This window comes from Amycolatopsis sp. NBRC 101858 (assembly GCF_030269325.1).
Lineage (GTDB): Bacteria > Actinomycetota > Actinomycetes > Mycobacteriales > Pseudonocardiaceae > Amycolatopsis > Amycolatopsis ponsaeliensis.
Map to the genome: position 1 here is coordinate 1837193 of NZ_BSTD01000001.1, position 26497 is coordinate 1863689.

At 68.8% G+C, this 26497-nt stretch carries 31 protein-coding genes and 1 tRNA gene; 22 read left to right on the forward strand and 10 right to left on the reverse strand.

Going from position 1 to position 26497, the window contains the following annotated elements:
* Positions 1–143: 143 nt before the first annotated feature.
* From QSK39_RS08825 to QSK39_RS08845, 6 genes are all read left to right on the forward strand, one after another.
* Positions 144–626 (forward strand): hypothetical protein, encoded by a 483-nt coding sequence (locus tag QSK39_RS08825; protein ID WP_285477126.1) that lies wholly within the window; start codon positions 144–146, stop codon positions 624–626.
* A gap of 16 nt (positions 627–642) precedes the next feature.
* Complete coding sequence (locus QSK39_RS08830; RefSeq protein WP_285477127.1) at positions 643–1353, forward strand: hypothetical protein; 711 nt, start codon at positions 643–645, stop codon at positions 1351–1353.
* Positions 1354–2353: 1000 nt separating this feature from the next.
* Positions 2354–2533, forward strand: coding sequence for a hypothetical protein (locus QSK39_RS08835; RefSeq protein WP_502873251.1), 180 nt, complete (start codon positions 2354–2356; stop codon positions 2531–2533).
* An 86-nt stretch (positions 2534–2619) separates the two neighbouring features.
* Entirely contained in the window at positions 2620–3042 is a 423-nt protein-coding gene (locus QSK39_RS52965; RefSeq protein ID WP_353051040.1) for a type II toxin-antitoxin system RelE/ParE family toxin, read from the forward strand.
* A gap of 182 nt (positions 3043–3224) precedes the next feature.
* Positions 3225–3719, forward strand: coding sequence for a helix-turn-helix domain-containing protein (locus QSK39_RS08840; RefSeq protein ID WP_285477129.1), 495 nt, complete (start codon positions 3225–3227; stop codon positions 3717–3719).
* Complete coding sequence (locus QSK39_RS08845) at positions 3716–4252, forward strand: hypothetical protein (RefSeq protein ID WP_285477130.1); 537 nt, start codon at positions 3716–3718, stop codon at positions 4250–4252. The genes QSK39_RS08840 and QSK39_RS08845 overlap by 4 nt, the downstream gene beginning before the upstream one ends.
* 399 nt (positions 4253–4651) lie before the next feature.
* Here QSK39_RS08845 and QSK39_RS08850 read toward each other — a convergent pair whose 3' ends face one another.
* Together QSK39_RS08850 and QSK39_RS08855 are read right to left on the reverse strand one after the other, a co-directional pair.
* Entirely contained in the window at positions 4652–5590 is a 939-nt protein-coding gene (locus QSK39_RS08850; protein WP_285477131.1) for an NAD(P)-dependent oxidoreductase, read from the reverse strand.
* The gene (locus tag QSK39_RS08855; protein WP_285477132.1) at positions 5590–6447 is read right to left on the reverse strand and encodes a P-loop nucleotide/nucleoside kinase family protein; all 858 of its coding nucleotides are present in this window, start codon (positions 6445–6447) and stop codon (positions 5590–5592) included. The genes QSK39_RS08850 and QSK39_RS08855 overlap by 1 nt, the downstream gene beginning before the upstream one ends.
* 216 nt (positions 6448–6663) lie before the next feature.
* Here QSK39_RS08855 and QSK39_RS08860 point away from each other — a divergent pair, with 216 nt between their 5' ends.
* The 15 genes from QSK39_RS08860 (at position 6664) to QSK39_RS08930 (ending at position 17592) form a co-directional block, all read left to right on the forward strand.
* A complete protein-coding gene (locus QSK39_RS08860; protein ID WP_285477133.1) occupies positions 6664–6858 on the forward strand; it encodes a hypothetical protein in 195 nt (64 codons plus the stop codon).
* A 41-nt stretch (positions 6859–6899) separates the two neighbouring features.
* A complete protein-coding gene (locus tag QSK39_RS08865; protein ID WP_285477134.1) occupies positions 6900–7181 on the forward strand; it encodes a hypothetical protein in 282 nt (93 codons plus the stop codon).
* Between the two features lie 110 nt (positions 7182–7291).
* Positions 7292–7555, forward strand: coding sequence for a hypothetical protein (locus QSK39_RS08870; protein WP_285477135.1), 264 nt, complete (start codon positions 7292–7294; stop codon positions 7553–7555).
* On the forward strand, positions 7552–7809 hold the full coding sequence (locus QSK39_RS08875) for a hypothetical protein (protein ID WP_285477136.1): 258 nt from the start codon (positions 7552–7554) through the stop codon (positions 7807–7809). The genes QSK39_RS08870 and QSK39_RS08875 overlap by 4 nt, the downstream gene beginning before the upstream one ends.
* Positions 7806–8234 (forward strand): RRQRL motif-containing zinc-binding protein, encoded by a 429-nt coding sequence (locus QSK39_RS08880; protein ID WP_285477137.1) that lies wholly within the window; start codon positions 7806–7808, stop codon positions 8232–8234. The genes QSK39_RS08875 and QSK39_RS08880 overlap by 4 nt, the downstream gene beginning before the upstream one ends.
* 91 nt (positions 8235–8325) lie before the next feature.
* Positions 8326–8571 carry a hypothetical protein gene (locus QSK39_RS08885; RefSeq protein ID WP_285477138.1) on the forward strand — a complete coding sequence of 82 codons (246 nt, stop codon included), beginning with the start codon at positions 8326–8328 and terminating at the stop codon, positions 8569–8571.
* On the forward strand, positions 8568–8858 hold the full coding sequence (locus QSK39_RS08890) for a hypothetical protein (RefSeq protein WP_285477139.1): 291 nt from the start codon (positions 8568–8570) through the stop codon (positions 8856–8858). Before QSK39_RS08885 ends, QSK39_RS08890 begins: the two co-directional genes overlap by 4 nt.
* Positions 8855–9958, forward strand: coding sequence for a hypothetical protein (locus QSK39_RS08895; RefSeq protein WP_285477140.1), 1104 nt, complete (start codon positions 8855–8857; stop codon positions 9956–9958). Before QSK39_RS08890 ends, QSK39_RS08895 begins: the two co-directional genes overlap by 4 nt.
* A gap of 13 nt (positions 9959–9971) precedes the next feature.
* The gene (locus QSK39_RS08900) at positions 9972–12158 is read left to right on the forward strand and encodes a zonular occludens toxin domain-containing protein (protein ID WP_285477141.1); all 2187 of its coding nucleotides are present in this window, start codon (positions 9972–9974) and stop codon (positions 12156–12158) included.
* Between the two features lie 236 nt (positions 12159–12394).
* Entirely contained in the window at positions 12395–12862 is a 468-nt protein-coding gene (locus QSK39_RS08905; RefSeq protein WP_285477142.1) for an NUDIX domain-containing protein, read from the forward strand.
* Positions 12859–13800, forward strand: a complete 942-nt coding sequence (locus QSK39_RS08910; protein WP_285477143.1) for a bifunctional DNA primase/polymerase — start codon at positions 12859–12861, stop codon at positions 13798–13800. The genes QSK39_RS08905 and QSK39_RS08910 overlap by 4 nt, the downstream gene beginning before the upstream one ends.
* Positions 13801–14269: 469 nt before the next feature.
* A complete protein-coding gene (locus QSK39_RS08915) occupies positions 14270–15319 on the forward strand; it encodes an AAA family ATPase (protein WP_285477144.1) in 1050 nt (349 codons plus the stop codon).
* Between the two features lie 208 nt (positions 15320–15527).
* Positions 15528–15761 (forward strand): helix-turn-helix domain-containing protein, encoded by a 234-nt coding sequence (locus QSK39_RS08920; RefSeq protein ID WP_285477145.1) that lies wholly within the window; start codon positions 15528–15530, stop codon positions 15759–15761.
* Positions 15745–16950 (forward strand): site-specific integrase, encoded by a 1206-nt coding sequence (locus tag QSK39_RS08925; RefSeq protein ID WP_285477146.1) that lies wholly within the window; start codon positions 15745–15747, stop codon positions 16948–16950. The genes QSK39_RS08920 and QSK39_RS08925 overlap by 17 nt, the downstream gene beginning before the upstream one ends.
* A 111-nt stretch (positions 16951–17061) precedes the next feature.
* Complete coding sequence (locus tag QSK39_RS08930) at positions 17062–17592, forward strand: hypothetical protein (RefSeq protein ID WP_285477147.1); 531 nt, start codon at positions 17062–17064, stop codon at positions 17590–17592.
* Between the two features lie 174 nt (positions 17593–17766).
* Here the strand turns inward: QSK39_RS08930 and QSK39_RS08935 are convergent.
* Positions 17767–17840: transfer RNA gene (locus tag QSK39_RS08935), tRNA-Thr, on the reverse strand.
* 133 nt (positions 17841–17973) lie between these two features.
* Between QSK39_RS08935 and QSK39_RS08940 the strand changes: the two genes are divergently transcribed.
* Positions 17974–19632: a hypothetical protein gene (locus tag QSK39_RS08940; RefSeq protein WP_285477148.1), complete on the forward strand. Its 1659-nt coding sequence runs from the start codon at positions 17974–17976 to the stop codon at positions 19630–19632.
* Positions 19633–19701: 69 nt separating this feature from the next.
* Here the strand turns inward: QSK39_RS08940 and QSK39_RS08945 are convergent, their stop codons facing one another.
* The 7 genes from QSK39_RS08945 to QSK39_RS08975 form a co-directional block, all read right to left on the reverse strand.
* Positions 19702–20907, reverse strand: a complete 1206-nt coding sequence (locus QSK39_RS08945; RefSeq protein ID WP_285477149.1) for a DNA polymerase III subunit delta' — start codon at positions 20905–20907, stop codon at positions 19702–19704.
* Positions 20904–23075, reverse strand: coding sequence for a bifunctional MFS transporter/dTMP kinase (locus QSK39_RS08950; protein WP_285477150.1), 2172 nt, complete (start codon positions 23073–23075; stop codon positions 20904–20906). Before QSK39_RS08950 ends, QSK39_RS08945 begins: the two co-directional genes overlap by 4 nt.
* 148 nt (positions 23076–23223) lie before the next feature.
* Complete coding sequence (locus QSK39_RS08955) at positions 23224–23832, reverse strand: hypothetical protein (protein WP_285477151.1); 609 nt, start codon at positions 23830–23832, stop codon at positions 23224–23226.
* 724 nt (positions 23833–24556) lie between these two features.
* The gene (locus tag QSK39_RS08960; protein WP_285477152.1) at positions 24557–25348 is read right to left on the reverse strand and encodes a hypothetical protein; all 792 of its coding nucleotides are present in this window, start codon (positions 25346–25348) and stop codon (positions 24557–24559) included.
* Positions 25341–25547, reverse strand: a complete 207-nt coding sequence (locus QSK39_RS08965; protein WP_285477153.1) for a hypothetical protein — start codon at positions 25545–25547, stop codon at positions 25341–25343. The genes QSK39_RS08960 and QSK39_RS08965 overlap by 8 nt, the downstream gene beginning before the upstream one ends.
* A complete protein-coding gene (locus QSK39_RS08970; RefSeq protein WP_285477154.1) occupies positions 25540–25698 on the reverse strand; it encodes a hypothetical protein in 159 nt (52 codons plus the stop codon). The genes QSK39_RS08965 and QSK39_RS08970 overlap by 8 nt, the downstream gene beginning before the upstream one ends.
* Positions 25691–26482: an ESX secretion-associated protein EspG gene (locus tag QSK39_RS08975; protein WP_285477155.1), complete on the reverse strand. Its 792-nt coding sequence runs from the start codon at positions 26480–26482 to the stop codon at positions 25691–25693. Before QSK39_RS08975 ends, QSK39_RS08970 begins: the two co-directional genes overlap by 8 nt.
* Between the last annotated feature and the right edge of the window lie 15 nt (positions 26483–26497).

The following is a 26497-nucleotide window of genomic DNA, read 5'->3' on the forward strand; positions in this document are numbered from 1 at the left end:
GAGCCGGGGGCCTTCGTTCGTCCGGGCAGTGATCTCCCCACTCGCCGGGTGACCGGCCCTCCAATTGATCACGCAGAGTGCCGGCTTGTAACGAAGCGGAGTCAGGCCACGATCGACCTCACATGCTCAACGAGCTCATTCGAGTGCAGAACGGACGTGCCGTCCTCGCGGACTCGGTCACCAGCGTGGCCAAGGCGCTGAACCCGCTGGGTGCGGCGGCCGAGATCGTCGCCACCGTCGGGGCGTGCGCGGTGGAGATCGGCCGGTTCCGGATCGAGAAGGGCCGGCTGCAGGCCCGGCACGACACCGCGACGAAGCTGATCCGCGCCCGCCAGAGCACGATCATCGGGCTCTTCGACACCCGGATGCGGGACAGCGAGCAGATCAAGGTGTCCCTCGGCGAGCTGCACCACGGCTACCGCGAGATGGTGCGGATGGCGTGCGACCTGCGCATTTCGTCCGCCGAGAGGATCGCGACCCAGGGCACGCTGACGATCCTCTCCGGCCAGATCGTCGGCCACCACGCGAACAGCGGCGACACGCTGGTCCGGCTGAGCGACTCGCTGTCGGTGGCCGAAACGAAGACGGCCATCGCGGCCTGGCGCGGCCTGGATTCCCGCCGCTGACGAAAGCGACTTCCCCGTGCAGAAAGCACTCGGCTGCCTGATGGGGGCGTTGTTCGCCCTGGTCCTGCTCTCGTCGTTGGTCGAGGGCGTCGTCCGGCTCCTCGTTCACGAATGGCCGTACCTGGTCCCGGTCGTGACGGTCCTGCTCGCGATCGACGTGGTGTTCCGGCGCCGCCGGCGGGCTGCCGCCGAGCAGGCGGAAATGGCGACGATCACCCAGCAGGTCGCCGAAGTGGAGCGGCTGCGGAAGCGCTCGGACCGCGCGGTCCAGGTGCTCGCGGCGGACCGCGTCGTACTCGAGCGCAAGGCGCGCGAACTGGACCACCTGCGACGGACAACGCGCGGCGAGGTCAACTTCCAGCTGCTGACCCAGCGCCACCACGCATCCCGCCTCCTGGCCGACGAGTGGCACGGCCACAAGCACCAGGCAATCGGCTCGAAGCGCGAGCTGGCAGCAGGAGTCCGCAAACTGGAGCACCACCTGTCCAAGGCGGCCAGCGGCACACCCCGCTTACGCCGCCACGCGGAGGCAACCCGCACAACGGTCCGCACGCTGTCGGCGGGGGTGAACCAGGTCCAGCAGGAGATAGCCCGCAGCAACAACGAGCTGACCCGTTTCAACCAGGCAACAGCCAAGCTGAGAGACCACATCCACACAACCTGCGGCCCCCGCGGAAACCGCTGGTACGAGAACCTCCAAGAACGCACCCGCCAGCGAGCAGGCTAGAACTTCCCTCAACCGAGTGGTTCTGAAGAACAAAATCCGCGCAACGAGCAGCAGGACGCAACCACGACGGGGGCCGGGGCAGAGCCCCGGACGGGGCGTGGGGCGAAGCCCCACAAGACACGCGAAGCAAGAAAACGGCCCCTGCCCTCGAGGGGCAGGGGCCAACCACTTGCTGAGCCGCCTAGGGGAATCGAACCCCTGACCTATTCATTACGAGCGCAATTCGTCACATGTTGACCTTGACCTCAGGGCCCCGACCTGCACATCTGCAGTCCTTGAACGTCCATCAACGTCCGGGGTTAGTCACCCGGATTGTCACCCAGTTAGACACCCACTCCGGACCGAAAGAGGCTGGAACATGGGGGCGGAGACTGCACCTCCCCGCCCCATGTTCCAGCCTCTTTTCGCTGCTCAGCTACTAGAGAGACACAGTAGTAGAGTGGAAAGACAGCTGATACCAACGGTGTCACTCACCTGTTGCACTTAAATCCGCAGGTCAGGCGGTGTGCAGTGACAGAGTGACAGGTGTGACAGTCTAGGCATCCTGCCGATGTCACGGGCCCTTCACGCCAACCCACACAAACACAGTCTCGCGAGGTCCCGCCGGCCCTTCAGGACAACCACGCCAAGCGCTAAACCTTCCGGCTAGCGAACCACTCGCAACGCCCTTATGCGAACCACCCGGTTCACTGAGGGCTGATCGCCGACCGTGGTCGCCGCTGCCCGCCTCGACTTCCTCCGCGCGGCGCGGGTAGCGCACCACCGCCAGCCCGGGCCAGCCTTCGTCTGTCCAGGGGAACCCCTAGGATATAGGTTGCGACCTATGTCCGCTGGTGTACACTCGGGTCCAGAGTCAAAAAGACCCTCCGCCCGGAGGGTCTAAGTCCGGGTGGAGGGTCTGGTGCGTTGCTCGCGCCCAGTAACTCTACCTGAGCCGTCAGCAGAGGGCGATGCTCTGTATGGGGCCTTCCCGGGCCGACTCGGGTGGGAGGTGTTCAAGTTGACGACGCGCAAGCAGGTTTCTCCCGGCAAGCCCGCCCCCACCTCGGGGCAGTACCGGCCGACCGGCGGTGGAAACGAAGTCACGGTGCCCAAGGGTCACCGTCTCCCGCCGCCGCCGAAGCCCGGTCAGAAGTGGGTGAACGTCGACCCGTCGAAGAACAAGAGCGGCCGCGGCTAGCCCCCGGACGTAAGTTGGTGAGGGCGCTCACGCCAGCGCCCTCACTGGCGTCTCGTCACCTTCCCTGACCCGGATATGGGGGATTAATGGCAGCTCGACGGCAACGTCGCAAACGCGACCCCGAGCCCGAAGAAGCTGCTCTGCCCGTAACCCGTCACTGGATATGGTGGCGTTCGCAACCCGGGGCCCGGCCCAAGGCTCGCGAAGAACTAGAGTCACTGCCAACTAAACCGCAAGCCGACCTGGCTGCGAAGATAGACCGTTACAGAAAGGGAGAGTCGAGGGCCCATGACGTAGACCATCTGGGCGATGGGATCTATGAGATCCGTCACCGACAAGGAAATAATCACTACCGCGTGCTGTTCTTCATGTGGGGCCCACATTGGGTGGCCCTCACGGCGTTCTACAAGAACCAGCAAAAGACGCCAGCTACCGACAAGAACAGAGCGCACAAGCGCATGACACAGTGGTGTCAAACGTTCGGCGACCAGCCACCGCCTGACCAGTAGCGTTTGCCACCGCACGATCAAAGCCTGAATGCCCGCCCGCACGCCTGCCCGCCTGTCGCCTGGCCGCCCGCCGCCCGCCTGTCGCCTGCCCGCACGCACGTCTAGGTGACCACCTGCTGCCTGCCCGCGCGCACGCCTGGCCGACCACCAGCCTGCCTCAATGTCCCCGGGGAGCCCACGCCATGTCCGCCCAGTCCTCTAGCTCGAAGAGCATTGCCGACATCTTCGACGACGACTTCGATTCCTACTTGCAGGAAGCTCAGCAGAACCCCGAGTTCCGCGCTGCCTTCGAGGACGCACAGGGGCGCAACCGACTGCTGGACAGCCTGGTGAAGCTGCGGCGCGTCCTCCGGCTGACCCAGAAGCAGGTCGCTGACCGCATGGGCGTTCGGCAGCCCACCGTCGCAGGTTTCGAGAAGGAATCCAGCGACCCGAAGCTCTCGACCGTGCAGCGGTACGCGCGAGCAGTTGAAGCACACCTGACCTTTTCGCTGGCAATGCCGGCCGATTGCGACTGGGTGTCGCCTGCATCTCGCGCGTATCGACCGGTCAGCGTTCCCGTGAAAGCCTCGCGTGTCAGCTTGCACGAAAACGACTTGTCCCGCGGCTGGATGAATGCCCGGCAGCCCGAAGCTAAATACCGCGGAAGTCAAAATAGCTGGGCACTTGTGGCATGACAAATATTGACATCGATGCCGCTCGACAGATCGCCTCCCGCGTGGCAGCACGTTCGGACATTCGCGATGTTCGCCTACTGAAGACGGAAGCTGAACTAAACCGTCAGCCCGAACTCGCCGGCGGCCTTTCTTACGAACTCAACACTGGCATTGAGACAGTGTTCAAAGAGGGCGACGACTCGTTCGTTGTGCAGGTCGAGTACACGCTCAACATCACCGAACTCTCGCAACAGCTCGTTCCCGATGCAGCAACAGACGATGACGAGACGGAGTCGACAGAAGAGCCGCCAGCCGAGCAGAAGATCGCTAGCATAAAGTTCACACACGCTGGACTTTTCTCGCTTCAGATGCGCGAAGGAGATGAACCTGCTTCATCAGCGGAGATCGAAGCATACGGCCAAAGCACAGGATTGTTTGCCTTATACCCGTACGCACGGGAGTTCGTGTACAACCTGACTGGGCGGTTAGGCTTGCCGCCACTGACGCTCGGAGTCTTGAGGATCGCCGCGGATCGTCCAGGCAGCCAAGACTAGCTCAGCGGAACCCAAGAGGCTGGATCACCAATCGACGGAGGCACCTCCGCCAACCGGTGATCCAGCCTCTTTTGCTGTTCAGAGTCTCGGGAGACCGAGTAGTTGAGTGGAAACTTTGCTATTAAGGGTGCTATCCACATGTCACACCTAAAACCCGCAGGCCAGACGGACCAGGGTGGCAGGCTGGAAACCCGCCGACGTCACCGACCGGCACGCCCTCCGAGAAACAGGGCGCTGAGCTGCCCTACGCGAGTTTCGAGGTGCATACACACCGGGCTATCCACGAAAGCGCGTCTGCGACGTCCTCAGGACGCGTAATCTTGCAGCTTGCAGCGCCCCAGATGCCCACTGGGGCCTGTCAATGCCGAGACGGACCCCCAAGTAAGGCCGCACATCGATTCAGCCGTGCAGCACGGCGTTAGAGGGTTGCTCGCCCCTCAGGAACGCGCCAATCTGCTGCGCCGCCACCTCGTAGCACAGCCGGTTGGTTCCCGGAACGGTCCGTGCAGAGTGCGGACTGATCACAGCGCCCCGCTGCGCCCACAGAGGATGATCGGCCGGGAGGGGTTCCGGGTCGGTCACGTCGAGCGCCGCGCGCAAGCGTCCCGATGCCAGCTCGGCGAGCAGGGCGTCCGTGTCGACGATCTGGCCGCGGGCGGCATTGACCAGGAGGGCGTTATCATCCATCAGCTTCAGAAACCGCGGACCGACCATACCCCGAGTTGTCTCCGTCAATGGAGCGGTGAGCACCACAATGGCGTGGCCCGAGACAATTTCCGGTAAGGCGTTCGCCCCGAAAACACTATCTCGGCTACGTGAAGCGACGAGCGTGGATACCACCCCGAATACGTCGAGACGTCGCGCGACCTCGCGACCGATTGCGCCGGCACCGACAATGAGCGCTTTTTTGCCTGCCAACGTGTCCGCATCAAATTGGCGATGTGCCCACACGCCTTTGTCCTGAAAACGGACGAGCGCAGGCCATTGACGAAACTGCGTGAGCACGGCCGACAAGACCCATTCGGCGACAGGGCCGGAGTGCGCGCCTCGCGCGGTCGCGAGCGTAACCGCGCCTGGCACATCACCCGACCACTCGTCGGCCCCCGCTGACAAGAGCTGCACCATCCGCAGGGACTCAAGCTGCGCGAGTAGGCGAATGGGGCGGTGACTGCTGCGGTACGGCGGCAGCAAAACAGCGGCGTCTGATTGGCGCGACGTCAGTTCCGCAACGTTGGGATCATACGGCAGAACCTCGACACCCTTAAGGCCATCCAGGATGCTGTGTCCGACAGTGTCGTCCGCCTCATCGCTAACAAGAATCTTCACCGCCGCGGTCATTATTTCCCTTTGCCGTTCAACGCGAGCTGGTCGATAAGTTGCCGCGCCTGCGTGGCCATGACGCCACCAGAAACAGAGTTGTCAATAACGACATGCGGAACCGGAGGGCGAAACTCGACATTGACGCCGCTCATGTACGCATCCCAGTCTGCAAGCTTCGTGGCGTCGCGCGGTGCGTTGCGATGCCGCACGTATGTGTGCATTGTGTCCGCATCACAGTAAACCCAGACGATTGTCAATTGGGCGCCCAAATTGCGGCACAGCAATTCACGTTGCTTAATCCAACTCTCGTCGGCGAACTCGCGGATAAACGGCGCAGTGACGATCGCGTTGTTCCCGCATTGCAGGTTCTCGGCCATCGCCTCAAGTAGCGAGTCGTACTCAGCCGGCCGGATCGTCGCCAGATAAGTTTCCGACTCTCGATCGTTTCGCGACAGCCCTTGCATTTCAAGTGCAGCCTCGACCACGAACCGGGTTAGAGTGTCCTTGTCGAGCATCGGCCAGCCGGTCTCACGCGCCAGGATGCGACCCAATTCTGTCTTCCCGCTGCCGGCGTAGCCGCCGATCATGACGATCTGCGGGGCCACGGGACGAATCTCCCCGCGAACCTCCTGGTCCGGGGCGTTCACCGTTCGGGCAGCCCTCGGCTTGCTCACCACCAATCCCTTTTTCGCGAGCAGGTCCATCGCTTCGTTGATCGTGAAGACGCTCACGTCCCACTCTTGCGCCAGCTCGCGGGACGATGGCAGCCGCTGACCGTGCCGGAGCCGGCCCGCTTCGATGTCGTTCTCGACGTTCCGGGCGATCTGCTGCGCGAGTGGCTCAGACCTGGCCACAGGCGACCTCGGGCGCGACATGCCTACTCCTCGCCGGGCGGGTAGCCCATCGGTTCAACTGAACGGTCACCATATCAGAACCTATCAGTTGGTTGCCATGTTCCTGCAGGTCATGACCCATCTTTGTCCAATCTTGCGCCTAACAGTTGACCTGTTAACCATTCAACTGTTAGCTTCTTGGTGGTCCGGATCACTCCGGCCGAACCGCAAGGTTCACCACCGCACAAGGAGGCAGCGATGGCACGGAAGCAGCAGGGACTCCCGGTCCTGACGACCGGTTCGGGGTTCGGCCGGAAGCTCGTCGGCCTGGTGGTGCTCGTCGCGCTGGTGGTGTTCGTCGCGCTGGTGTTCGTCGTGTCCTCGCCGCTGGAGGCGGCCGGCCACGTCCGCCACGTCGCGAACAGCCTGACCACGTTCTTCAGCTCGCTCTAAACCCTCACTGACCAGCACGTTTCTTCGAGAGGACTTCCCAAATGGACACCAACCTTTCCCGCCGCCGCTTCGACGCCGCCGCGCTGGCCACTGACGAGTTCGCTGGCGAGGCGGTCTACCCGGACGGGCTGACCGAAGCCGCGATCGACGCGCTGTTGCAGGACGTCTACGGCGAGCTGGCCGCCGACGAGCACGCCGCGGAGCGGGCCGTTCGGCACGACTTCAACGACCAGCGCCGGGTGAGCCGGGCGCAGCGACGTGCGGCCCGTAAGGCGCTGTGGGCGCTGCCTGCGGTCTGGACGGTCGACAACGAGGCCGCGTGATGGCCGCGCGCCTGATTTTCAGCCCCGACGCGGCGGCCCCTTCCGGCAAGAACGTGCCGACCGCGCCGGGTTCCACCGCTCAGTCACTAAACCGCACGGAGGAACCCCAGATGGTAGCCACCACCACCCCGCCCCGCGAGGTCGCTTACACCTACACCCCGGCCGAGCTCAACGCCCTGATCTCGCGTGAACTGGCCGGCCGCCTGCACGAGCTCGGCATGTCGCTGATGTCCAACGCTGCGTTCCTGCTGGCCAACGACACGGTGCCGGCCGCGGCGAAGCGGGACCGTACTCGTGTTTACCTCGACGTCGCCGCGCAGGTGCGCCTGCTGGCCCTGGCTGAGCTGGACGGCATCGCCGGGGGTGCTCGATGAGTCCGCGCAAGAGCAGGAAGGTGCCGACGCGCGAGCGGGCAATCCCTGCCCTGTTCGCGGGGCTGGACCTGGTCAGCGTGTGGGTCGACGAGGTCCGGCGCGAGGCGGAGAAGCGAGTCGACAGCTACGAGACCGCCGACGTGGTGCCCGACGCGGCCTACAGCGTGGCGCTGCGGCTCTACTCAGACCTCAACTCGGCGATCAACGCATTCATCGTGGAGTCCAAGAAGGTCGAAGCGGGTGAGGTCCGGTGAACCCCCGCAACCGCAAGCAGACCGTGACCACGGTGTTCGACGGCCGCACGCACCACGTGGCCCTGTGCCGCGGCGAGCGGGACGGGCTGCCGGTATTCGGATGGGGCGAGGCCCCCTCGACCCTGCTCACCCGCACCCAGCTGCGCGAGGTCGGGTTGCGGCCCAACGGACAGGACCCGTTGGCGCTGCTGGTGTTCCACCACCACCGCCCCTACGCCCGGGAGACCGTAGCGGAGCTGTTCTCGGTTGAGCTGGCCGCGGACAAGCGCCCGGCCTCGCCGGGGCAGCTGGACCACGCAATGGAAGCCCGCCGCACCTGCGTGGACTGCGGCCAGATCCAGGACTACTGCGTGCCGACCAGCACCCGCCAGTGCTGGACCTGCTTCGAGGGCGAGCAGGCCGACCGCATGGAGGTGGCCGCGTGAGCAACAACGACTCGGGCGCGTGGCACGCGGAGATGCAGCGCCAGCAGGAAGCAATCGAGAAGGCACAGCGCGAGGCAAAGGAGAGGTCCCGGTGAATACGTTCGAAGTGTTGCAGCGCAACGGAACCCTCGCGCTGATGCGATTCGCCGGCACGGTGTGCCTGTTCGTGGTCCTGCACCTGCTGCGCATCCCGCTGGTCATCGCCGAACAGATCCTCGCCGGCGTGCTGGTCCGGCTCGACCGGGCCGCCGCAGTGCAGGCGTCACGGCCGCCGCGGCGGCCGGTCAACCAGTTCTTCCCCGCAGGTTTCCCGACAAGGCAGGAGGTGCCCCGATGAACGTCCCCACCGAGAAGCGGACCCGCCTGGAACAGGCCATGGAGTGGGCCGTGTGGCACTTCGGCGAGCTGGCCGGCGTCGTCGGCCCGCTGATCCTGGCCATGGTGTTCACCCCGTGGTTCGCCCTGGTGACGGCCGTCGTTGCCGCCGGGTGGGCGGTGCACGAGGTGCGCGACCACCGCGAGCAGACCCGACTGAAGCCCGGCGAGCGGAAGCAGCTGCCGGCGCGGCCGGCCACCACCACCGACGACACGAGCGCCCGTGAGACCCGAGAGGTGACGCGATGACCAGCTGGGCAGAGGAACGCCGCGCCACCCGCGCGGCCGAAGCGGAGCAGCAGCGGCAGAACGCCGACGCCGCGCTGACCCGGAAGCTGCGCGAGCAGGCCGCCCGCGCCGAACAGCACCGCACCGAGACCGCGGCCGCCGCGAAGCTGGCCGACCAGCAGCGCAAGGCGCGCCAGGCTCGCCGGGCCGCCGCTTTGGCCCGCGCGGCGGGATGGCTGTCGGCGAACCGGGTCCGGCTGCCGATCTACCTGGTCGCCCTGGTCTCCGCCGGAATGGCCGTGCCCGCGATGGCCGGCTACGGCATCGGGGTCTACGGCAACGCCACCGGTGCGCCGCTGCCGGCCCTGTCGGAGCTGAGCATGTGGGCCTTCGCGTTCGCGGTGGAGGTCACCCGCCACCGCCACCCCGAGCGGCCTGTGTGGGCGCTGCAGCTCGGGGTGTGGGTCTTCGCCGGCGTCGGGTTCGGCCTGAACGTGCTGCACGGCTGGCACCGCGGATGGGACGCGGCGGTGGTGATGGGCATCGTGTCCGTCGCCGGCGTCATCGCCCACCAGCTCGCCGTAGCCTCGCCGCCGCGGTCGCCGGCGGAGCGAACCGCGGCCCGGATCGAGCGCCAAGCGTTGCGGAAGGTCGCGAAGGTCCGGGCCGCCGCGGTCCGCACCGCGGTCGCCGAAATCGACGCGCAGGGCACGGCGCGGCTGGTGTTCACCCCGGGCCGCTACACCCTCGACGGCCGCCGGCTGGCCGCGGTGGTCGACCCGGACCGGCACGTCGCGGATGTGCTCGACGACGAGATCGCCGCGTTCTTCGCCCAGCAGGACCAGGCCGGCAGGGCCGATGACGGGCCGATCTCCGATGTCCCGATCTTGACCCTCGATCGGCCTGCGGACCAGCCGAAATCGACCCGCAAGCCCCGACCGCCGCGGGCACCGAAGCCCCGCTCGATCGAGGACCTACGCGTCGCGTTCACCGCCGCGATCGACAACCCCGACGTGGCGATCAACCCGAAGTCGGCCGAGTCGATCCGCAAGACGCTGCACTGCGCGCCGAAGTACGCCCGCCAGCTGCGCGACGAACACGCCAACCCGAACCGCAAGTGAGCCGGAGGACCTGATGAACGAGCACACCGAGCAGACCCCGGCCGCCGGCGAGCTGGCCACCGTCCACCGCCTGCCCGTCCCGGAGCAGGGCGAGGTGATCGAGGGCGAGATCGTCACCGACGAGGAGTACCAGCGGCTCACCTCGCAGAAGGCACGGGCGATCGCCCGCTACCGCGGCTACGGCCACGACGTCGTGACCGTCGCCCGCGCCACCCGCAACGCGGTCAAGCACGAGCGCACCAAGACCGCGTTCCGCCACGGCGTCGCCTACCCCGCCGCCGGCGTCAAGGTCGTGGTGACCCGGTGGCGCGACACCCACGGCGCCAACCGCTACGAACGCATGATGCGCGCCGCCGAAGCCGCCGGCGACCACGACAAGATCCTCGAATGGGAAGCCCGCGACGTTGCCGAGAAGCAGCGTCGCCACGACCGGACCATGGATTGGCTCAAGGCCCCTGGCCAGTGGATCAAGGCCGCGGTCATCGGTTCCGTTGGCGTGACCGGGTTTCTGCTGGTCCTGGGCATCATCCTGGCGATCAACGACGGCGAGATCGGCGAGATCCTCACGCCCATCACCGGCGTGTTCGACGCGGTCGCGTTCGTGGTGTGGTTCCTGACCACCTACGGCGTCCTGCTGCTGGTCGCCGGCACCGTCGTGGGTGCCGGCTACCTCTACCAGCAGGGCCGCACCCACGGCGACATGCCGCAGTGGCTCACCCCGCCCGTCGACGGCGACACCATGGACGAGCTCCCGGACGAGAACACGATCCTGAACGCGCTGAAGAACCTGAACATCGCCGGGTTCAACCGCGCGGTCAAGGAGGGGTGGCGGATCAAGTTCATCACCCCACCGCACGTGGACGGCAAGGGATGGCGTGCGCAGGTGGCTCTGCCGCCGGCGTGCCCGGTCGAAGAGATCGTCAAGCACAAGACCACGTTGGCGCACAACCTGGTCCGCTACCCGCGCGAGGTGTGGCCGACCGAACCGCAACCGTCCGTTTTGGACCTGTGGGTCGCCAAGCCCGGCGTGCTGTCTGAGCCGGTCGACCCGTGGCCGCTGCTCACGGACCTGGATAACGTCACCGCCGACTACTTCACCGGCGTCCCGGCGGGCGTGACGCTCAAGGGCGATGTGGTGCGCGGCCGGCTGTTCGAGTCCAACTACGCCCTGGGCGGCATGATGGGTTCGGGCAAGTCCACGTTGGCGATCAACCTGGTGTTGGGCGCGATGCTGGACCCGGTGGTGGACATCGACGTCGTGGTCATGGCCGAGAACACCGACTACGACCCGATGAAGCCGCGGCTTCGGACACTCACGACCGGCGCCGGTGACGAGACCGTGGACGCGTGCCTGAACCTGCTCTACGAGCTGTACGACGACCTGTCCGTGCGCGGCAAGGCGCTCAAGGAGCACGCCACCGACCGCGCGGTGACCCGGGCACTGGCCGAAAAGGACGGACGGCTCCGCCCGCGCGTCGTGGTCATCGACGAGTGCCAGAACCTGTTCATGGGCAAGGACGGCAAGAAGGCGATCGAGGTCGCGTCCAAGCTGATGAGCACCGCGCGCAAGTACGCCATCACGCTGATCTTCCTCACGCCAGAGCCGTCCAAGGACGCTCTCCCGCGCAAGATCACGTCGGTGGCCAGCAACAAGGCGTGCTTCGCCATCGGTGACCAAATGGCCAACGACGCCGTGCTCGGCACCGGGTCCTACAAGGCCGGCATCTCCGCGGTTGGCCTCACGCCGAAGACGGACGAGGGTCCCGGCGACGTCGGCACCTGCATGGCGCGAGGCTTCACCGCCAAGCCGGGCCTGCTCCGCTCGTTCTACGTCTCGCCGAAGGACGCGCACGCCGTCACCAAGCGCGCCATGGTGCTGCGCGAGCAGGTCGCGCTGCCCGCCGGCCCGGAAGCGCCGGCCCCGGCCGGGCCGGTCGACCACCTAGCGAACATCGCATCCGCGCTCGGCACCGAAGCGCGGATGCGGACGCAGAAGGTGCTGCAGGCTCTGACCGAACGCGACCGCGGCACCTACGAAGAGTGGAGCTTCGCCGACCTCGCGGACGCGCTGCCGGAGTCGGCCAAGCCGTACAAGACCGGCGGGCACATGCAGGTCTCCGCCGCCCGCGTCCGCGACGCCATCGCGGAGCGTGACGAAGACGGTGAGTTCGACGGCGACGAGACCGAGGGAGCCGAGTAGGGGAAGCCGCGAGATCCGGGGAGTTCTCCCTCACTGCCTCCCCGGGCTCGCCTCCCTCGCCTGACCAGCGCCGACCCTGACCAGGGAGGCGAGGGAGCCACCCGCGCAAACCTCCTGATCACGGCCCGAACCGCTACCTGAACACCCCGTGACGCGACTCCCTCCCGGGACACCGCGCCGGCCGACTCTGCCCAAAACCAGGCACACAAAGTCACTAATCGAAAGGTTCGCCCGCGATGGAACACACCCACGACGCTCCCGAAACGGCCCGGCTCACCGCGGACGTGCTTGCGTTCGCCCGCCGCAACGACGTCTGGAACGTCCTCATGATCCAGCGCCGCTGCGACCCCTTCGCCGGCCGTTGGGCCTTGCCCGGCGGGCACGTCGACCCCGGCGAGACCTTCCGCGCCGCCGCCGCGCGCGAGCTGACCGAAGAGACCGGGCTCCGCGCCACCGACCTACGCCAGCTCGGCATCTACGACCGGCCCGACCGCGACCCCCGCGGCCGCTACATCACCGTCGCGTTCTTCACCGTCGTCCGCCGACCGGTCAAGCCCACCGCCGGCGACGATGCCGCCGTCGCCGTGTGGATGCCGTTGTCGTGGCTGGCCCGCAACCGTGACGCCATCGCGTTCGACCACGCCGACATCCTCGCCGACGCCACCGCCGTACTGGCCCGCTTCACCCCGGAGGTGCCCCGATGAGCAACACGACCACAGTGGACGCCGCGCTCGACGCCGCTGCCCGTGGCTGGCACGTCTTCCCGCTGCGGCCCGGCACCAAGCGCCCCGCCGGGCACCCGGAGGACCGGTGTCCCGGCATGGGCCGGTGCGCCGGTGGGCACCGCACTCCGGAGCAGCGCGCCACCACCGACCCGGACAAGATCCGCGCCGCGTGGACGCACGCCCCGTACGGCATCGGCGTGGCGGCCGGCCCGTCCGGGCTGTGCGTGCTCGACCTCGACACGCTCAAGCCCGGCGAGGAGATCCCCTACCGGTGGGCCGAAGCCGGCGCGGGGTGCGGGGAAGACGTGTTCGCCGTCGTCGCCAACGAGGCCGGCCGCGAGCTGCCCGGCGATACGCTCACCATCCGCACGCCGTCCGGCGGGCTGCACCTGTACTACCGGGTGCCGGCCGGTGTGGTGCTGCGCAACACCAGCGGGGAGCGCGGGAACGGGCTCGGCTGGAAGGTCGACACCCGCGCATGGGGCGGCTACGTCGTCGGCCCCGGCACGGTCACCGACGCCGGCCGCTACGAGTTCGTCTGGGATGGGCCAGTGGCGGAGCTGCCGGCGTGGCTGGTCGACCGGCTCACCCCGGCACCGCTGCCGGCCGCGCCGGTGGTGCCCATCCGTCCAGCCGGTAGTCGGCGCTCCCGCTACCTCGACGTCGCGATTCGGGCCGAAGCCGGGAAGGTCGCCGACGCCAAGGACAACCGCAACGCCACTCTCTACGCCGCGGCCGTGGCGCTCGGACAGCTGGTGGCCGGCGGGGCGCTCACCGAAGACGAGGTGCGCGCGGCACTGATGACCGCGGCCGGACGGCACATCGGCACGCGGCACTTCACCGCCCGCGAGGCCCACAACGCGATCACGTCCGGGCTGCGCGCCGGTCGCAATCGTCCCCGGCAAGTCACCGCATGACAAGGCACCAGGAGAAGGCTGCGTGCTTACGAAGACTCGACGAGCTCCCAGCTATCTCCAAGGCGCACAGGATCCCTGATATATGAGGAATTGATGAACCAAACAGTCCCGTCGTGCCGCCACCACCGCTGGTGCGGCTTGCCACTTGCCGCAGTCACGGTTGTGGTTGTTGTTGTTGTGGTCGTGGTTGTGGCCTGCGATGAGCCTTGCTCTATGGCGACGAATAATTGACCTCCGCCAAAGACTGAGCCGATCGCTCCTGCAGCCAGACTAGCGATCGATATCGACCGGTCGGTAACACGGCGCTGCGGCTTCCTCTGCTGCGCACGACGCTGCAGATCTGCGCGCCGTCGTCGACGCCTCGCGGCGGATCTACGTCTGTTCACCGACGCTCCTTATCTCTAAAGCCTCGATCTGAGTCTACGAGCCCCCAGCACATTCGCCCCGTCTGACACGAGAGGCACCGATAATGACCACGCCCCGGCCGCTGGCCGCCGTGCCAACACTGCCCGCCCGCCGCACCCGGTGGACCGATGCCGAGCTGATGCGAGAGGAGTTCCCACCGCCGAAGTGGGCCGTGCCCGGGCTACTCGCGGAAGGGCTGAACCTGCTGGCCGGCGCGCCCAAGCTGGGCAAGTCATGGCTGTCGCTCGGCCTGGGCGCGGACATCGCCAACGGTGCCCCCGTCCTCGGCTCGATCGAGGTGGAGCGCGGCCCGGTCCTGTACTGCGCGCTGGAGGACACCGGCCGGCGGTTGCAGCGCCGGCGGCGGCAGATGCTCGCCGCCGGCGGCCGGGCCGCTCCGCTGCTCACCCTCGAAACTGCCTGCCCCACCATGACCAACGGCGGCGACGCCGTGCTGGTCGAGTGGCTGGAGGAGAACCCGCACGCGCGACTAGTCATCATCGACACCTACGAGAAGATGCGCGGCTCCGACGCCTCGGGCATGTCCGCCTACGCCGGCGACTACGCCGCGGCCGGCCGATTCAAGCAGCTGGCCGACCACTACAGCGTCCCGTTCCTGCTCATCCACCACGTCCGCAAGCAGGGCGCGGAGGACTGGCAGAACCTCGTCTCCGGCACCAACGGCCTGACCGGCGCGGTGGACGCGACGCTCGTACTCGAGCGCGGCCGCGGGCAGGCGGACGGCGTGCTGCACGTGACCGGCCGCGACGTCGAAGAAGCCGACTACGCCATGTCCTTCGACGCCACCGCCGGCGCCTGGACCAAGCTCGACGGCCCGGCCGCCGACCACCTGGTCGGCGACACCCGCGCGCAGATCCTGCGCCTACTGCGCGACCACGGACCGCTCACCCCGAAGGCAATCGCCGAAGCACTCGACGCCAACCCGGGCACCATCCGCCAGACCTGCAAGCGCATGGGCGACGCCGGCCAGCTCGCCCGCACCGTGGACGGCATCTACAGCGTGCCGGGCGCGAGTGACACCGGCATCACACCGCCCCTGTCCCATCTGTCACCGGTGTCACCCCAGGCCGCTGACCAGCCCGATTCCGAGTGACACCCCGAGTGACAGCTTCGCCAGCTGTCACAGCGCCGGCGCGGGGCGACACCCGCGACCACTCCGTCCCTGTCACACCTGTCACTCCGTCACTCCACCTCGCCTGAACAGGCCAAACCGGAGTGACACCCGAGTGACACCTGCCGAAAGGACCACACGTGTTCATCGCCTCGACCGACCTGCAGCACGACCCGAGGGGACACACCCGATGGACGCCACCATCACGCCGGCCGCGGTACCCGCGCGGCATCTGTACACGGTCGACGAAGCCAAGCGCCTACTGTCCATGAGCCGTTCGGTGATCTACGAGCAGTTGCGCGCCGGACGCCTCGGGTCCGTGAAGCAGGGCCGGGCACGGCTCATTCCGGCGAAAGCCATTCAGCAGTACGTGGATCTTCTCATCAGCGAAGCGGAGGTGACCGGCTATGGCCACGCGGCGTAGTCGTGGGGACGGCGGGCTCTACTGGGATGAGTCGCGCCAGCGCTGGACTGCAGAGGTCACCGTTGGTTTTCGGCCGAACGGTAAGCGCATCGTGCGGAAGGCACGCGGCAAGACGAAGTCGGAAGCCAAGACGAAGCTCAAGGAACTGCTCAGCGACGTCGAAGAGGGCGCGGTCAACGCATCGGCGGGTTACACGGTCGCGCAGGCGGTGAACGACTGGCTGGACAGCTACGGGCGGGGCGAGCGGGACCCGAACACGGTCAAGGCTGTCCGGTCGCTGGCGAACAACCACATCATCCCAGCTATCGGCGCTCGACCGCTGGTGAAGCTCGACGTGGACGACGTAGAGGAGTGGCTAGCGGAGAAGGCGGAAGTGCTGGTCACCTCGACCCTGCGCAATCTGCGCTCCATCCTCCGGAGGGCGATCAACCGCGCCCAGGTGCGCAAGCGGGTTCGGCACAACGTGGTGCTGTTGTGCGAGGAGCTGCCCGCCGGCAAAGGGACCGGCCGGCCGTCGAAGGCGCTCACGCTCGCGCAGGCCGAAGCCGTGCTCACCGCGGCGGAGTCGTCGCCGATGCGCGCCTACATCGTGGTGTCGCTGCTGACCGGCGCACGAACCGAGGAGATGCGGCCGCTGACGTGGGATCACGTGGACCTGGTCGGCAAGCCGGACGCATCGCCGGCGATCCCGCCGAACGTCAAGGTGTGGCGTTCGGTCCGCGCTAAGGGCGAGACGAAGACGCGGAAGTCCCGGCGCACGCTGGCGCTGCCTGAGCGGGCTGTGAGGGCTCTGGAGGACCACTGGGTGGCCCAGCAGGCGGTGAAGGCCGTCGCGGGCGACGACTGGCGCGAACAGGGCCTGGTCTTCGCGACCAACGTGGGCACCGAGCGGGACGTCAACAACGTCCGGCGGGACTTCCGCCGGGTGATCAAGGCGGCCGGGCTCAAGCCGACGCAGTGGACGCCCCGGGAGCTGCGACACAGCTTCGTCTCGATCCTCTCGGACGGCGGGATGCCGATCGAGGAGATCTCGCGGTTGGTCGGGCACAGCAGCACGGCCGTGACGGAGCTGGTCTACCGGAAGCAGATCAGGCCGGTGGTCGAGTCGGGCGCGGTCGCGATGGACCGACTTTTTCCCGCGACGGGTGCAGCCGCGGAAGTTTCTTCCCCCACCAATCAGGCATCGTGACCACTCACCAGACGATTGCCAGGCCGCGCCCGGACTGTCGGGGGCGGCCTGGCCTCGCCTTGCGCTCTAGCAGTGCTGGAATTCGGATTCCAGCACCGCTAGAATCTAGTCATGACGCGAACGCCTGCCGAGCAGGTCCTCCAAGCTATCGCCGCCCTGGAGACGATCGACGACCCCCAGGAGCAGGCCCTAAGGGGCCACCAACTCCAGGAAACGATGAAAGGGGCAAGCATGCAGGTTCGCCGCATTACCGACGCAGCCGTCGCGAAGCTCCGAGAGACTAAGCCGCTCGCTGAGGTCGCCGACCTGCTGGGCGTCAGCAACAAGCGGATCAGCCAGATGGCCACCGGCCGGCACGGGGTCAACCGTCGACCACCCAGCACGATCTTCGCTGTCCAGATCGTCGGGGAGGACACCTGGCATGGCGAGCCGGACGCGCTTCCGCCCACCGAGTACCAGACGACCACCTGGCAACCCAAGACCGGCACAGGCAACCGGTTCGACGGCAAACTTCTGGAAGTGCGCTACGGGCCAGTCCCCGACAACATCCCGCCGAGCTATTACACCTACACCACCGTCGACGGGAAGCGGATGAGGCCAACAGCAGCCGTCCACGACGTCATCTTCAGCTCAGACGAGTAGTCCCAGCGCTCGGGTGTGCCCAGTCAGGTCGCGCTGGACCAGCTTTTCCCCCGCGACGGGTGAACCTGCGGAACTTTCTTCGCCCACCAACCAGGCGTCTTAGTCACCCACTTAGTCACCCACCAGACGAGTCAGGCCCCATCCGATGATGTTCGGATGGGGCCTGACCTGCGGAGCCGCCTAGGGGAATCGAACCCCTGACCTATTCATTACGAGTGAATCGCTCTGGCCGACTGAGCTAAGGCGGCATGTCTCCGGCTCGCGCTGGCGACGGGGACAAGTGTAGCGGAGGCTGTCAGCGTCACTTTCCGGGGGGACTGTCGTTAGGGCCCTATGACGTCGGTCTCATCCCCCGATCGACCTATCTGGAGGCTCTGGCACATGCGGCGAAGACTGCCCCGTTCGGCGGCGCTGCCGGCGGCTGCGGCGTTGCTCCTGCTCAGCGCGGCGCCGGCGAACGCCGATCCGACCTATCCGACTACGCCGATCCCGCAGCCGGCCAGTTCCGGGCAGGCGCCCATTTCGGCGCCGATCGGGCCGCAGCCGCTGGGGCAGGCCGTCGGGGATGCGGGGACCGCGCTCGGCATCATCCGGCTGCTGCCCAACGCCGTGACGACGAGCACGATCCTGCCCGGGTTCGGGGAGACGTTGCCGAAGCAGTCCGCGCTCGAGGCCGGGATGGGTCTCTCGAGCGCGTCGGCGAACTCCGACGCCTACCTGAGCTACGAGAAGGCCGTCGCGCAGGCGTCGCCGTTCGGGCTGTCGGTCGGCGGGAACGCGCCGCAGACGCCGGGCAGTGTCGTGCAGACCGCTTTGCCGGACAATCCGCAGCCGATCAGCGGTGGGCTGAACGCGCCGCCGAACCCGTTGCTGAACATCGGCCTGCTCAACGGGAGCGCGCACGCGCGGTGGAGCCCGACGCTCGGGCCGTGCGTCGACACCATCGCGGACGCGAGCACGTCGGTGGCGAGCCTGTCGCTGCTGAACGTCATCCCGTCGATGCCGAACCTGGGCCTCGACAAGCTGGCTCTGGACCCGAGCACGCTCGCGAAGGGCTTCGACCTGACCAAGGGCCTGCAGAGCCTCGGCGGGTTGCTGCAGGGCGGCGGCCAGACCGCGGCGAACGGCACCGGCTCGCTGCTGAGCCTGCCGAACACGCTCTCGTCGCGTTCGCAGGTGAAGCTGGTCGACGTCCCGGGCTCGAAGAACAAGGCCGTGCAGTCGACGTCGACGCTGCAGGCCGCGGACATCGAGATCCTCAAGGGGACGCCGCTGGCGCTGAGCATCAAGGTGGCCAGCCAGCCGACGCTGAAGGTGACCTCCACCGGCGACGCGAAGACGTCCAAAGTGGACTACACCGCGCCGGTGCTGACCATCGAGGCGGCCGGCAAGACGCTGTACACGCTGGACGCGGCGCACCCGACCAAGGACATCCCGATCGGGCTGCCGCTGACCGGGCTGAGCGACCAGTTCGGGCAGCTCAACGACATCCCGGTGGTCGGTGGCCTGGTTTCGACGCTCACCAAGGGCATCCAGCAGGTCGGCAACACCGCCGGGACCGTGCTGGACCTCGGTGTCCTGCGGCTGAGCATCGCCGGGCTGGACCAGAAGTCCGCGCAGATGACCACGCCGTTCAAGGGCTTCCAGCTGGGTGCGTCGGCACGGCTGTTCGACCTGCAGCTGCTGCCCACGACCAAGCTCAAGAGCCTGCTGCCCGCCGACCAGGCGAAGAACCTGCCGTCGTCGCTGGCGCAGCTGTCGCTCGGCGAGCAGGTCGCGCGGGCCTACGCGCCGACCGGCGGCGTGATCTGCGGGAGCACGACGACACCGCCCGCGGGTGGTGAGGCACCGAAGGGGCCGGTGAAGAACCTCGCCTACACCGGCGGCGCGTACGACACCGTGCCGCTGTTCTGGACGGGCACCGCGATGCTGCTGCTCGGCGCGGTCATGGTGGCCGCGATGCCGGGCACGCGCCGTCGTCCGCTGGCCGTGGCGGTCGAGGAGAAGCCGTTCAAGCCGTCACCGCGTCCGCGCGAGTGACCTGAGGCAGCCCCGGGGGCAGTGAAGGAACCCGCCAGGAGCTTCGGCTCTTGGCGGGTTCCTTTGTGCTCAGCCCTGGCGGAGCGTCGTCACCATCGCCTCGACGGCGATGCGCGGCTTGACGTTCAGGTCGATTGCCTCGCGGCATTCCAGCACCGCTTCGAGACGGCGAAGCGTCGATTCCGGTGTCCACGCCTGCGCGGCCTCGCGGATCTGGTCGGCGTGGTCGGGGTGGTTGAGCGTCGCGCCGGAGCGGGTCGTCGTCACCAGGACGTCGCGGTAGAAGCCGGCCAGGTCGATCAGGGACAGGTCGAGCGTGTCGCGCTGGGTGCGCGTGGCGCGGGACTTCTGCTTCTTCTCGAGCTGCTTGACCGCCGCTTCGGCGGCTCGCTTCGCCCCGGCGACGCCCTTGCCGACGCCGTCGCCGCCCATCGCCGTGCGCAGCTCGTTGCGCTCGTCCTCGTCGCGGCCCTTGCTCGCTTCGCCCGCGTCGGCCTCCGCCGCGCTGATCAGCTGGTCGGCGCAGGTGAACACGTCACCGGGCCGGCGCAGGCCCGTCGGGATGCGCAGCACGGTGGCGCGGCGCTGGCGCGCGGCCTCGTCGGTGGCGAGCCGGCGCGCGCGGCCGACGTGGCCGCCGCACACCGAAGCCGCCCACTGCGCTCGCTCCGGATCGACGTGGTCTCGGCGCATCAGGACGTCCGCGATGGCTTCCGGCGGCGGCGTCCGCAGCGTCACCAGGCGGCAGCGCGAACGGATCGTCACCGAGACGTCGTCAGGGTGGTCCGACGGCGCGCAGAGCAGGAAGACCGTGCGCTCCGGCGGCTCTTCGACGGCCTTCAGCAGCGCGTTCGACGCGCCTTCGGTGAGCCGGTCGGCGTCTTCGATGACCACGACCTGCCAGTGGCCGGTCGTCGGGCGGCGCGCGGCCGCCTGCACCAGGGCACGCATCTCGGCGACCGAGATGGACAGGCCTTCCGGCACCACGAGCCGGACGTCGGCGTGGGTGCCCGCCATCACCGTGTGGCAGCCCGGGCAGGCGTCGCAGCCGGTTCCGGTGCTGCACTGCAGGGCGGCGGCGAACGTCCGCGCGGCCACCGACCGGCCGGACCCGGGCGGGCCGGTGAGCAGCCACGCGTGCGTCATCGCGCCGGGCGGCGCGGGTTCGCCGGCGACGATCTTCGCGGCGGCCGCCGCGGCCGCGCTCAGCGTTTCGACCGCGGGCTCCTGGCCGACGAGCTGGTTCCAGACGCCGATGCGTTCGGTCGTCGTCACTTCGCCTCCACGCGAGGCTCTTCCGCTGCCTCGACGGGCAGCGGGTCGTCGAGGTCCAGCGGCAGGGTCGACGGCCGGTCGGTCGCCGGGCCGTCGGTGGTCGCCGGGTTTCCGTTCGTCGGCGCGTCGGCCATCGGGGCCAGTGCGGACAACCGGCCGACGAACACGGCGCGCAGGGCCGTGCGGATGCGCTCGGCGACCTCGGTGTCGGTGCCGTCGGCGTCGATCACGACGTAGCGTTCCGGGTCGGCCGCTGCCATCTCGGTGAGCAGGTGCTGGACGCGCCACTGGTCGTTCATCGCGGTCGACCGGTCGCGCGGGGCGGCGTGCGGGGCGGAGTCCAGCAGGACGGTGAGGTCCGGCCGCAGCCGCCCGGTCGCCCAGTCGGCGAGGCCTTCGAGCTCGTCGCTGTCCAAGCCGGCGACGGCCGAGAGGTGCGCCAACGGCGAGTCGACGAACCGTTCCATCACCACGACGGAACCGGCGTCGAGCGCCGGCTGCACGTGCCGCTCGACGATGTCCGCCCGCACCGCGGCGGCGGCCAGCGCCTGGGCCCGCGCGCCGGTCAGCGAAGCGCCGGAGACGAGCGCGGTGAGCCGCTTGTCGTCGAGCGCCGGATCGGCGGCGACCACGACGGGCCGGGTGCCGCCGCGCATCCAGTCGGCCAGGTTGACGGCCTGGATCGCGGTGTTGATCGCGGTGGTGCCCTCGACGGCGATGAGGAAGCCGTTGACGCGCCTCGGGGTGCGGCGCAGCGCGTTGCGCAGGTCCGACAGGATCGGCTCGGTGCGCTTGTCGTCCATCTGCCGGTAGGCGAAGAGCCCGGCGACCAGCGCGATCGCGGCGCCGGCGAGCATGATCGGCCGCGTGCCGTCGATCGTGACCGGGCTGCCCCAGACGTTGATGGTGTGCGGCGCCACCACACCGACCAGGACCGGCACGGTGACCGTCGTGCCGAACAGCACGAGCTTCATCATCAGCTGGTAGATCGCGTTGATCCGGCCGCGGATGGCGTCTTCGACGCGGGAGCCGATGATCGTGACACCGGTCAGGAACGCCGTCCCGGCCCAGAATCCGACCAGGACCACGGTGATGAGCGAGATCGACAGGTGCGGCGACAACGCCACCAGCGCGAGCGAAAGCCCGGCCGCGATGATGGAGACGCCGAACAGCCGGTCGTGCGGGAGCCGCCGCGAGAGCTTGGGCGCGAAGGCCATCCCGGAGGCCAGGCCCAGGAAGACGGCCAGTACCAGGAGGCTGAACGCCGAGTCACCGGCCAGCAGGCTCGAGGAGTACGGCTTGGCGGAGCCGATCACCGCGCCGCCCGCGGCGAACGCGCCGAACGCGCCCACCAGCAGGCCGCGCACGAGCGGCGTGCTGCGGATGAACCGGAAGCCGTCGGCGATCATCGTGCCGACGCCGAGCTTCTCCTCGTCAGCCGCCTTGACCTTCTGCTCCGGCAGCGCGTGGACGTTGCGCAGCGAAAGCTCGGGGATCCGGGTGGCGATGAGGATGGCGCTGGCCAGGTAGAGCAGGCCGGTGATGATGACGACCAGCTTCGCGATGCTGAGGCTCGCGCTCTCGCCGGGGAAGAGGTGGAAGGTCGTGTTGACGCCGGTGATGATCGCGTTCGCGCCGGCCGCGGTGATGACGGCGAGGCCGTAGGTCATCACCATGCCGAGCTGGTTGGCCGTCTCGACCTGGTCGGGCCGGCGGAGCAGGTTCGGGACCGCCGCTTCCTTGGACGGGATCCACATGCTCGCCGCGCTGCCGACCAGGAAGTTGCCGACGAGCAGCCACCAGGGCGCGCTGACGAAGGCGATGGACAGCAGGAAACCGCAGCGCAGCAGGTCGGCGACCACCATGACCTTGCGGCGGTCGAACCGGTCCGCGAGCAGCCCGCCGACCGGGGCGAACAACAGCCCCGGTGCCAGGCCGGTCAGCACCACGCCCACGAACGCGAAGTTCTGGGCGAAGTAGTTGTTCGTCAGCTTCGTGGCCAGGCCGGTGAGGGCGAGGATGTTCAGCCAGTCGGCCACGCTGCACAGGTACGTGACGCCCCAGAGGCGCCGGAACGGTTTGATCGCCAGTACCCGCCGGACCCGGCTGATCGTGGACGCCTCGGCGCCCGACGACCCACCCGGGCCGGCCCCGGGTACCGATCGCACGCCCTCGCTGATACGCCCACCCCACTAGTCACCGCGGTGCCGGACGCCCTCGTGAGGTCGCCCGACCGTGAAGCCAGGGTAGCCCGATCGGACCTTGCCTCGCGGACGGCCCCGAGGTGCCGGTGGGGTGGGGAACAGCGAGCGAAAGCTAGTCGAACAGTCCGGTCACGCTGCTGACCAGGCTGGACACCAGCTCGATGGCGACGAAACCGAACACGATCAGCAACGCCACGGCGAGCATGACCCCGGCCGCGCTCGACGACGGCCGGTTGAGGGACGGCATCGACATCGACGGCAGCCGCCGCCGCTTGACGGGCACCACTTCGAGGTCTTCGTCGAAGTCGTCCTCGACGGGTGCCTGCTGCCGCACGGGCCGCTTCAGCATCGGCGGCCGGCTGGGCCAGGTGCGCCGCCGGTTCCGCTGCCGCGGAAGGAGCCCCATGGGCGGATCCGGGGCTTCGCCGACGTTGCTCGTGGTGCCGGCCGGCGGGATCGCCGCCGGAGTGCCGGAGTTCTCCTCCCGGAGGGTCTCCTCGACCATCCGCCGCACGGCTTCCTCGTCGTGCTGCACGGGCCCGGCCACCGGGAAGGCGGCGGGCTCGTGGCCATTGGCGACCGCGGTGCGTGGCTCGGGCGCCGCCGTGACCAGTCCCGAGACCGGGTCGGCGAACATTTCGCCAGGGGCTTCGGACGATGTGCCGTCGCGCTGAGTGAGCTCGGGGGCATTGAAGAAGGGAGCCTCACCGTTCGCGCTCATGGTGACCACCTCACTACTGAATGTCCTCGCCTTTCCAGGGTAGCGACGATGGCGGATAACGCATCCGCCCAATGGCTCTGTCTGTAATGGAGGGTCGGTCACGCAGCGCAAGCCCGTGCCCGAACCCCCTGCAGTGTCCAGTCCGCCGGTGGTCCGGTCGACCGCCAATGGTGACGGATCGTAGTGAGTCGGGTCACAGGGGTCGTCGGGAGGGGTTGGCCAGGGGCCGGCCTCCGGTGACCAGTTTGCCGGTTTGCGATCGGGTCGGGGACGGGTTTGCCTGGAGGCGCCGGGCGGGCGGGATGCGCCGGTTGGCGGGTCGGCGGCGGCTGGTTGGAGCATCGGCGCCGGCGAGGGTGGTGACTGAGGGTTTCGATGGCGTTTGGGGTGCTGGGGCGCTCGCCGGCGCCGCTCGGGCTGCGGCGGCACGCCTCCGCACGAGCACGTGAGGCGCCATCCTTCCGAGACTGCGAGCGCCGACACTCCTCCTGCGGCCGCATGAGGCTGGCGCACCTCCCGCGACCACGCGGGCCGACACCCCTCCCGCAACCGCATGAAGTTGGCGCGCTCTCCCGCGACCGCGCGAGCCGATGCCCCTCCCGCAACCGCCGCGCACCCTCCCGCGAACCGCGCGGCGCCAGAGCCGGAGCCCTCCCCGCTCGGCGGCGTCGGTGAGCCTGCGTCGGGCGGTGGGCTGGCCGCGGGATCGTCGCGATCCCTCTTCTCAGGGCACCTCCTCCTGGCCCAGGTCGACCATCTTCCGGCACCAGTCGCGGAGCATGCCGCGGCTGAAGGGGCTCAGGACCAGCTGGCGGCGGCCGTCGCCGCGGTCGAGGGCGGCCAGGGCGAAGCGGCCCAGGTCCGTGTCCACCAGGACGAACCCGTGGTCCGGGAACTCCGCGCACAGGCCGCCGAAGGCCAGCATGTCCAGCACCGCCGTGCCCGAGCGCGGACGGCCCAGCAGCTCGCGCATCGCGCCCACGTCGGCGTCCTGGCCGTCGTGGACCAGGCCGTCGTCGTCCACCGACAGCCAGATCGCGCGGGGCGAAGCGCCGAACGGGGCCTCCGGCAGCTCCGCCACCAGCATCTCCGGCAGCTCCTCGAAGTCGGCCAGGTGGATCGCCGTGCGGCCGGGCAGCGAGCCCATCATGAAGGCCCGTTCGCCGTCCGCGTAGCAGCGGATGTCCGCCACCTCCGGCCCGTCGTCGAACACGCCGCACAGCGCCGCCCGGACCGAACCGCGCAGCATCAGCGACACCACCTCGAAGCCGACCTCGTTGAGCTCGCCGTCCACGCCGAACGGGGTGCCGTCGATCCAGGCGGCCCACGCCGTGTGCCGCTCGACCTCGGCCACCAGGTCGGCGGGGTCGTCGGAAACCGGTCCGTGCACCAGGATGTCGTGGTCGCTGACCTCCGGGTTGTAGAGCCGGTCGACCGGCTCGCGGTCCGGCATCGCCGCCAGCACCGGGCCGGCGGCCAGTTCGAGCAGCTCCCGGGCCGCCGTGCGTTCAACCATGCCGCCGCCTCTCGTCCACCTCGGCCTCCGAACCGGCCGCACCCGCCGGAGCCGCGGCCGCCCGCGGCTCCGGCACGCCGCCGTTCAGCTCGGCCGCCGCGAGGATCGCCTCGCGGACCGTCAGGTCCCTCGGGGCCGCCTCGACCACGCGGTCCACTCCTTCCCCGTCCGTCGTTCGCACCGCCGCGTGCTCAGGCATGGCCCTGCACCGCCTCTCCCGCCGGTAGCTCAGCCCGCACCGGACTCCGCGGGATCGGCACGTCGCTGATCAGCTCGGCTGCCGCGAGAATCGCGGCGCGCACCGTGAGACCCAGCCGAGCCGGCTCCTCCGGCGACACCTGCTCACGCATGGCTCTGCACCGCCTCGACGATCCACTGCTCGGCCGTGCTCCGCGAGGCCGGCCCCCACGTGACCGTCCAGCGCCCCGTCCGGCCGACCGCCGCGCTGAACTGGTAGCGGCCCAGGTCGTTGTCCACCAGCCCGAACGCGCCGTGCGGGTACTCGGCCAGGATCGCGTTGCGCACCGCGAGGTCGACCAGCACCGTGCCCAGCCGCGGCCGGGCCGCGCACTCGCGGATCAGCTCGACCGCCTGCTCGCACCGGCGCGGGATCAGCCCTCCCTCGTCGGTCTCGATGCGCACGTGCTGCCCGGGGCCCGGCGGCCGGTCGGGCAGGCCGTCGAACACCCAGCCCGGCAGCTCGCTCAGGAAGCCGGACCGCAGGCGCGCGCGGTTGCCCAGCTTGTGCAGCACCGTGGTGTAGTCCTCGTCGCCGAAGAACCGGACTTCCCACGGCTCTCGCCGCGCCGGGAAGACGCCCGTGACCACGCCGCGGATGAAGCCGCCCCGCAGCGCCCGGTACAGCCCGACGGCTTCCGGGGTGACCTCGCCGCCCGGGGCGAGGCCGATCGCGGCCATCCCGGCGACGAACCGGGTGTACTGCTCCACCTCGTCGGCGAGGGTGCGCGCAGGCGAGGAGCGACGGCCCGGCAGCGGTTCGGTGTCCGCCAGCACCGGCGGGATCTCGAACTCGGGGTCGTAGAACTCCATCACCGAGGGCCGCTCCGGCACCTCGGCCGACAGCGGGGCGATGACCTCGTCGATGACGTCGAAGACGGCGACTGAAGTGTTCACCCCTAGATTGAACAC